Source organism: Mycobacterium sp. (assembly GCF_032162105.1).
In the GTDB taxonomy this organism is placed as follows: Bacteria; Actinomycetota; Actinomycetes; order Mycobacteriales; family Mycobacteriaceae; genus Mycobacterium.
In genome coordinates, this window is record NZ_JAVRPS010000399.1 from 1 (window position 1) to 7,460 (window position 7,460).

The following is a 7,460-nucleotide window of genomic DNA, read 5'->3' on the forward strand; positions in this document are numbered from 1 at the left end:
GGCGGTACAGGGCTTCGCGGCGGGTGGTGGCGGCCTGGGATTGGTGTGTGCGTCAGACATCGTGGTCGCCGCCGAATCCGCGAAGTTCTTCTCCGGCGCGGTTCGTGTCGGCATGGCCCCCGACGGCGGGGTGTCAGTGACGCTCACTCAGTTGGTTGGGCTACGCCAGGCACTGCGGATCGTCCTGACCAACCCGACGCTCACCTCCGCCGAGGCGCTGCGCATCGGGCTGATCACCGAGGTCGCGGCCGACGACGAACTGCAAAGTCGCGCAGAGGAGCTGGCCCTACAGCTGGTCGACCTTCCCACGCAGGCGTTGTCGGCGACCAAGCGTCTGGTGTGGAGCGGAATCGGAGCGTCCGTCGAACAACGGTTGGCGGAGGAGGCGCGGACGGTCTCCGAACTCTCCGGCACCGCCGACGCCCTCGAAGGCCTGCGTGCCGTCATCGAACGACGGCAGCCGAGGTTCCAGCGGTGATGACGTCTCCTCGGCAACCCCAGTCCCGGTCCTCCGGCCCCGTGCTCACCACGTTGACCGGCGCGGTCGCGGTGGTGACGCTGAATCGCCCCGACAAGCTCAACGCCATCGACATGCCCTTGCGGTTGGCGCTCGCCGACGCCATCGAGGCCGCCGACCGCGACACGTCGGTACGAGCCGTCGTGCTGACCGGAGCGGGCAAGGCCTTCTGCTCGGGAGGTGACATCGCCTCGATGGAGCGAATGGCCCCGCAGGAGGCGTTGGAGCGGGCACAGCTGGCGCAACGCGTCATCCGGGCGATCTGGAGCACGGAGAAGCCCGTGATCGCTGCGGTCGAGGGAGCGGCCTACGGTGCGGGCACCGCTCTGGCCGCCGCATGTGACCGCGTGGTCGCCGCACGCGACGCCCGGTTCGCCACCACGTTCACAGCGGTCGGACTAGCCGGTGACATGGGGGCCTACGTCTCGTTGCCTGCCCGCGTCGGCGTCGCCAGGGCCCGCCAGATGTTGATGCTGCCCACACCGATTCCGGCGGAGCAAGCGCTGAGCATCGGGCTCGTCGATGCGCTCGCCGAGCCGGGAGCAGCGCTTGACGCTGCGCTGCAGGACGCGAGCCGCCTAGCCGCGGCGCCTGCCCAGGCGCTCGGAGTGATCAAGTCGCTGCTCGCGGTGGCGCCCGGTCTGTCTCCGTTCAACGTGCTCGACCGTGAAGCCGCCCATCAGGCGGCACTCTTCGGCAGCGACGATTTCGCCGAGGGCATCGCCGCGTTTCGGGAGAAGCGCCGCGCCGTCTTCGGCACGAAGGAAGGAGTTCGAGAATGACTTCGGGAATGACGGAGACCACGCCCTCGAGTCTCGGAGTTCCGAGCAGCAGCCGCGTCGCGCCCTTGATCAAGCAGGACAAGGTGCACGGTTCGCTGTACACCGACCCGGCCATCTTCGCCGAGGAGCTCCAGAAGATCTGGTATCGCAGTTGGGTATTCGTGGGCCACGAAAGCGAAGTGGCGCAGCCGGGCGACTACGTGCGAAAGCGACTCGGCTTGCAGGACGTCATCATGACCCGCGACCGGGACGGTGAGGTTCATCTCCTCCTGAACCGATGCGCGCACCGCGGCAATCAGGTCTGCAACGACGCGAAGGGGAACTCCGCGACATTCCGCTGCCCCTACCACGGCTGGACGTACCGGAACACCGGCGAGCTCATCGGATTCCCCTTCTTCAAGGGGTACGGCGGCCGCAAGCTCGACCTCGCGATGGGGCGGGTGGCGCGAGTCGACTCGTATCACGGCTTCGTCTTCGGCAGCTTTGCCGAGGAAGGCCCCACGCTGACCGAGCACCTCGGGGCCGCCGCCGGCGAGATCGACCGGCTGGCGCGGCTGTCGCCGCAGGGTCGGGTCGAGCTGACGGCGGGCTGGCTCCAGCACGAAACCGGCGCCAACTGGAAATTGCTGGCGGAGAACGAAACAGATGGATATCACCCCCAGTTCGTCCACGGCTCCATCTTTGGTGTGACTGGAAGCACGATCGGACCGCTCTACAGCGACGCGTCGACCGCGGTCACGCGAAACCTGCGCAACGGCCACAGCGAGAACGACTTGCGCCCGGAGTTCCGCAAGTTCGCGGAGCCGATGCGGTGGTTCGGCACCACTGAGGAAAGGGTGCCGAACTACGTCGCGGCAATGCGCGAACGGCATGGTGATGCCGCCGATCAGATTCTGATCGAGGGTGCGCCGCACGTGATGATCTTTCCCAACCTCTTCATCGCCGAGATTCAGGTGTTCAACATCCAGCCCGTCTCGGTCAACCAGTGCGTTCAATACTCGACGGCGGTCCAGCTCGCAGGCGCCCCGGAACTGAACAAGCGGATGGTGTCGCAGTGTGTCGGATCGGTGGGTCCGGCGGGCATGTTGTTGGCCGACGACACCGAGATGTACGAGCGAAATCAGCTCGGCCTCGAGTCGCTGCAGCCGGAATGGCTCGACGTGCGGCGGGGATTGCACCGGGAGCGCGTCGACGACAAGGGATTCACCATCGGATCGGCAACGGACGAGACTGGTATGCGCGGGTTCTGGTCGCACTACGCATCGTTGATGGAGGCGCCGTGACGAACGCCGCCGGGGTCGCTGACCGCCTGACAGCGGTACCAGAAGGGTACGACGTCCGTGACGTCGAGCAGTTCCTCTATCGCGAAGCACGTTTCGCCGATGAGAGCGACTACGACTCATGGGAGGCGTTGTGGACCGACGACGCGCTGTACTGGGTTCCGGCCGGCGACGATGGTGCCGACCCGATGGAGCAGATGTCGGTGATCTACGACAACCGCAATCGGATCTCCACCCGGCTCAAACAACTCCGCACCGGCAAGCGCTACGCCCAAGCGCCGCAGTCCAACTTGCGTCGGCTGATCTCCAACGTCGAACTCCTCGGCGGCCGGGCCGTCCCGGCTGGCGGCACCGACCTCGAAGTGGGGGCGAACTTCCTGGTACTCGAATCACGTGCGCGAGGCAACCACCTGTGGGGTGGTCGGGTGACCTACCGGCTGCGCCGCGTGGACGGCGCGCTGCGGATGTCCTACAAGAAAGTTGTTCTGGTGGATAGCGACAAGCCGATTCCGACCATGGGTTTCCTGATCTGATGACCGTCGAGTTCGGCGACGGTGCACTCGTCAACGTGCCCGGCATCGGCCCGGTCGTCGGAAGCGAGTTCGCCCACGTGTCGGTCAACGTCGACGACGAGGGCAACTCGCCGCGGCTGCGTCTGGAGGACCTCCGCACCGGGCGCGTGCGCTACCTGGACGCCCTCGAACTGGAGACCATCATCTGGCTTCCCGCAGGCAAATTGGCTCAGCTCCTCGATCCGTCCGCCGACCGCTGGCGGGGCGACGAATGACCGCTTCGTTGATCGCCTATGCGACGTACCTTCCCCGACATCGCCTGGCCGGGGGCGACATCGGGCTGCGTCGCGGCGACCGCGTGGTCGCGTCCTACGACGAGGACAGCACCACCATGGCGGTCGCGGCCGCTGCCCGTGCCCTCGACGGACACCTGCCGCCCACCAGCATCTACTTCGCGACCAGCAGTCCCGCCTACGCCGACAAGACCAACGCGACCGCAATTCACGCCGCGCTGGGGCTGCCGTCCGCCTCGTTCGTGACGGATCTGTGCGGGACGGGCCGCAGCGGATTTGCGGCATGGCGAGCCGCCGCTGCCACCGGCGGCCTGGCGCTGACCGCGGACGTCCGGGTCGGCCGGCCCGGTTCTGCCGATGAACGCATCGGCGGTGACGGGGCGGCAGCGCTGCTGTTCGGCGACGGACCTGCAATCGCCGACGTCCTCGCCACCACGTCGCACACGGCCGAGTTTCTCGACCGCTGGCGATCACCCGGATCGATCACGGGTGAGCAATGGGAAGAGCGCTTCGGCGCAGAGCGCTACGCGGCCCTGATCCGAACCGCCGTCGATCGGATCCTCGATGAAACCGGACTGGCCGACGTCGATCACGTCGTCGTCGCGTGCCCCAACACGGGCATCGTCAAACGCGTCGGCACGCTGGTGAAGGCCCTCGAGTCAACCCGCACTTCGCCCGTCGGATTCTCCGGTGTCGCCGATGCAGGCATCGCGCTGGCCTCGGTGCTCGACGTCGCCGAGCCCGGCGAGACCGTCCTCGTCGTCTCGGCGTTCGACGGCTGTGATGCCGTTCTGCTACGCACCACCACCCAGTTGCCGCTCGCTCGCCAGTCGACCCCGGTCAGTCTTCAGCGGGCGCAGGGGATGGTGGTGCCGCACCTGACCTACCTGTCGTGGCACGGGCTGGTCGAGCTCGAGCCGCCGCGCCGCCCCGAACCGGACCGACCCGCTGCGCCCCCCGCCGGACGCGCCGCGAAGTGGAAGTTCGGGTTGGCCGGAACACGTTGCCGGCAGTGTGGATTCGTCCACCTGCCTCCGGTGCGGGTGTGTCGGCGCTGCGGGGCCACCGACGAGATGGACGCAACACCCGTTGCGGCGCTTCGCGGTGCCATCGCCACCCACACCGTGGACCATCTGGCGTACTCGCCGTCGCCGCCCATGTTGCAGGCGGTCATCGACGTCGACGGCGGCGGGCGATGCACCATCGAAGTCACCAATGCCGAGCCCGAACGGCTGCGCGTCGGCGCCAGGGTCGGCTTCACCTTCCGTCGGCTGTTCACTGCCGGCGGCGTGCACGACTACTTCTGGAAGGCGTGCCTTCTTGACACCGGATCGGAGAACGATGGCAAGCCGCGGAATCAATGACCGAGTCGCGGTCGTCGGCATGGGATGTACCCGGTTCGGCGAGCGCTGGGACAGTTCCACCGAGGATCTGATCCTGGAGGCATTCGCAGAGTGCATCGGCTCGACGCCGAACATCGCCAAAGGTGACATCGACGCGTACTGGCTCGGCACCCTCGGCTCTGGCCAGTCCGGCCTCACCCTCAGCCGTGCGTTGTCCACCGACGACAAGCCCGTGACCCGGGTCGAGAATTACTGCGCCACAGGGTCGGAGGCGTTCCGCAACGCGTGTTACGGAGTGGCCGCGGGCGCCTACGACGTGGTGATGGCCGTGGGAGTGGAGAAGCTCAAGGATTCCGGCTTCTCGGGTCTGATGCGGGCTGATCCACCGAGTGACGGAACGGCGCCGGAGTTGTCGATGACAGCGCCTGCGGCGTTCTCGCTGCTCGATCCGGCGTACTGCGCCAAGCACGGGGTGCATCCCGACGAGATGCGGGAGGCCATGACCCACGTGGCGTGGAAGAACCACGACAACGGTTCGCGGAATCCCAAGGCACAGTTCCGCTCACCCGTCTCACGCGAAACGATCGACAAGGCCGTCAAGGTCGCAGGGCGACTGGGAGTCTTCGACTGTTCAGGGGTTTCCGACGGCGCCGCCTGCGCGCTGATCGTGCCCGCCGAGCGAGCGCTCGAGTACACCGATACCCCGATGTACGTCAAAGGGCTCTCCCTCGTCGCGGGTTCGACCCGCGGCTCCATGGATCCCGAGTTCGACTTCACCACCTTTCCTGAAGTGGTCAAGTCGGCACGCGATGCCTATGGCCAGGCAGGAATCGACAACCCCGCCACGCAGTTGTCACTTGCCGAGGTCCACGACTGCTTCACCCCGACCGAGATCGTCCTCATGGAGGATCTCGGCTTCTCCGAGGCCGGCCACGGGTGGAAGGACGTCCTCGGCGGCGACTTCGACGCGGACGGAAGGTTGCCCATCAATCCCGACGGGGGACTGAAGTCGTTCGGTCATCCGGTCGGCGCCAGTGGGCTGCGCATGCTCTACGAGGCATGGCTTCAGTTTCGCGGCGACGCGGGGGAGCGGCAGCTGTCGGACCCGCATACGGCGTTGACACACAACCTCGGTGGACGACCCGGTGGCTGTGTGTCGTTCGTATCCGTGGTCGGTCGCGAATACGGCCGCTGAACTGCCCTGAGCACGAGTCGACGAGGAGACGCGATGACGGCGGCGCGAACGAGCGGATCCGTACCAAGGCGGGCGCACTGGCCCGCCGACCAGAGCGCTGATCTCGTCGATTTCACCGTGGGGGGACTACTTTCGCAGCGGGCGGACGGTCAGGCCCACCGACTGGCACTCGTCGGGATTCGCCACGACGACGGCGCGGAGGTGCGGCTCAGCTACGCAGAGTTGTACGACGAGGCAGGCCGCGTCGCGACAGCACTGTGTGAGCTTGCCGAACGAGGCAGCTACGTCGCCATCTGGGCTCCGAATGTCGTGGAGTGGCCAATCATTCAGTACGGGGCGGCGCTGGCAGGGATGGTTCTGGTCGCACTCAACCCTGCCTTGAGGCAGGAGGAACTCGAGTATGCGCTGACACATTCCGGCGCGGCGGTGCTCCTCTATGCCGACACCAACCGCGACTACGACTTGGCGGAGGTCGTCGGCGCCGTGGGGCCGAGGTTCCCGCACCTTCGCTGCGTCTCGTTGTCGGACCGGGCGCAGTGGCAGGCATACGAGGTGAGCCCAACCGTCCTACGAGATGCGCCGACCGACGCCGACGAGGCAGTCATGCTGCAGTACACCTCTGGGACGACCGGAAGTCCCAAGGGCGTACTCCTCAAACACAGATCGCTCGTCAACGTTGCGAAGCTGACGTTGGAGGCGGTGGAAGTGCAGGCCGGCTCGGTATGCCTGAACCCGCTGCCGATGTTTCACACCGCAGGCTGCGTGATCGCGACCCTTGGCCCGCTGTGGATCGGTGGCACGGTGGTTCTGGTCGAACGATTCCGACCAACCCCCGTGTTGGAGGCGCTGCGCCGCGAGGACGTCGGCGTTTTGTTCTACGTACCCGCGATCCTTGGCGCACTCCTCGAGTGCCAACGCATGGCAAGCACACCGGCTCCGAAACTGCGGGTGATCATGGGCGGCGCATCCAATGTCCCGGCGACCATGATCGAGAACGCCGAGACGGCCTTCGGCGCCTCGGTCATCAACCTGTTCGGGCAGACCGAACTTGCGCCGGTCTTGTCCGCGACCAGGCCCTCCGACTCGCGCGCCGATCAACTGACGACCGTAGGGCGGCCGTTGCCGCGGGTCGAGTGCAAGATCGTCGACCCCGCGACGAACGAGACTCTGGCGGTGGGCGAACCCGGTGAGATCTGCGCGCGCGGGTATCAGCAGTTCCTCGGGTACCTCAACGATCACGACGCGACCGCACGCACCGTTGACGGCGACGGGTTCGTCCACACCGGTGACCTCGGGACCTTGGACGCACGCGGATACCTCAGCGTCACCGGCCGGCTGAAGGAACTGATCATCAGGGGCGGAGAGAACATCTCGCCCGCCGAGATCGAAAGCGTCCTCGTCGATCACGAAACCGTCCTCGAGGCGTCCGTCGTCGGACTGCCCGATGAGCGCTGGGGCGAGATCGTGGCCGCGGCGATCCGGATCAGGGACGACGTGCCCGATCTGCTCGTGGCCGACATCGTCGACTACGTCGGTAG

At 66.7% G+C, this 7,460-nt stretch carries 8 protein-coding genes; all 8 read left to right on the top strand.

Annotated features, from left to right (window positions below; translation table 11 throughout):
- Positions 1-478: enoyl-CoA hydratase/isomerase family protein (locus QOC69_RS20475; protein ID WP_526442957.1), on the top strand; the 478-nt coding region annotated here is incomplete at its 5' end.
- Positions 478-1,299, top strand: a complete 822-nt coding sequence (locus QOC69_RS20480) for an enoyl-CoA hydratase/isomerase family protein (RefSeq protein WP_526442959.1) — start codon at positions 478-480, stop codon at positions 1,297-1,299. The genes QOC69_RS20475 and QOC69_RS20480, both read left to right, overlap by 1 nt.
- An 8-nt stretch (positions 1,300-1,307) precedes the next feature.
- Complete coding sequence (locus QOC69_RS20485) at positions 1,308-2,582, top strand: aromatic ring-hydroxylating oxygenase subunit alpha (RefSeq protein ID WP_526442969.1); 1,275 nt, start codon at positions 1,308-1,310, stop codon at positions 2,580-2,582.
- 26 nt (positions 2,583-2,608) lie between these two features.
- Positions 2,609-3,112 (top strand): aromatic-ring-hydroxylating dioxygenase subunit beta, encoded by a 504-nt coding sequence (locus QOC69_RS20490; RefSeq protein ID WP_526442971.1) that lies wholly within the window; start codon positions 2,609-2,611, stop codon positions 3,110-3,112.
- Positions 3,112-3,366, top strand: coding sequence for a hypothetical protein (locus QOC69_RS20495; protein WP_526442961.1), 255 nt, complete (start codon positions 3,112-3,114; stop codon positions 3,364-3,366). The genes QOC69_RS20490 and QOC69_RS20495 overlap by 1 nt, the downstream gene beginning before the upstream one ends.
- Positions 3,363-4,748 (top strand): zinc ribbon domain-containing protein, encoded by a 1,386-nt coding sequence (locus tag QOC69_RS20500; protein WP_526442963.1) that lies wholly within the window; start codon positions 3,363-3,365, stop codon positions 4,746-4,748. The genes QOC69_RS20495 and QOC69_RS20500 overlap by 4 nt, the downstream gene beginning before the upstream one ends.
- Positions 4,726-5,922 (top strand): acetyl-CoA acetyltransferase, encoded by a 1,197-nt coding sequence (locus tag QOC69_RS20505; protein WP_526442965.1) that lies wholly within the window; start codon positions 4,726-4,728, stop codon positions 5,920-5,922. Before QOC69_RS20500 ends, QOC69_RS20505 begins: the two co-directional genes overlap by 23 nt.
- A 33-nt stretch (positions 5,923-5,955) precedes the next feature.
- On the top strand, positions 5,956-7,460 hold a 1,505-nt coding region (locus QOC69_RS20510), incomplete at its 3' end, for a class I adenylate-forming enzyme family protein (RefSeq protein WP_526442967.1).